This window comes from Stenotrophomonas sp. 3diitr2024 (assembly GCF_042136455.1).
Taxonomy (GTDB): Bacteria; Pseudomonadota; Gammaproteobacteria; order Xanthomonadales; family Xanthomonadaceae; genus Stenotrophomonas; species Stenotrophomonas sepilia.
Genome location: NZ_JBHHMJ010000371.1, coordinates 1 through 340, shown reverse-complemented (window position 1 = coordinate 340; position 340 = coordinate 1). Strand labels below are relative to the sequence as shown.

At 66.5% G+C, this 340-nt stretch carries 1 protein-coding gene; it reads right to left on the bottom strand.

Features of this window, described 5'->3' with window-relative positions:
* A partial coding sequence (locus tag ABGA94_RS09390) for a DUF494 family protein (RefSeq protein WP_375367113.1) occupies positions 1–331 on the bottom strand: 331 nt, incomplete at its 3' end.
* Positions 332–340 lie beyond the last annotated feature (9 nt).

Sequence of the window (340 nt, the reverse complement as noted above, 5' to 3'; positions counted from 1 at the left end):
GTTCGTCCTGGTCCAGGGCCATCGCCCGGTCCAGCACCAGCTCGCGCTGGTCGGCGTCGAGGATGCCGTGCTGTTCCAGGTACAGCAGGAAGCCGCGGCATTCCACATCCAGCTTGTCGTTCTTGAAACCAGCCAGCAGCTTGGCCACGTCGCGGGTGGCCGAGGCATAGTCGGCGGCGTTGCGGCGGCGGCCTTCGAAATCCTGGTAGAAGGTCGGCAGCGTGATCACACCAATCTTCCGTGCCGGCTCGCCGTTGGCGGCCGGAATGGTCATGGTCTCGCCCTTGGCGGCCTGTTCGGCCAGGCGCACCTTCTGCCGGGTCAGCACCAGGGTGTGGTG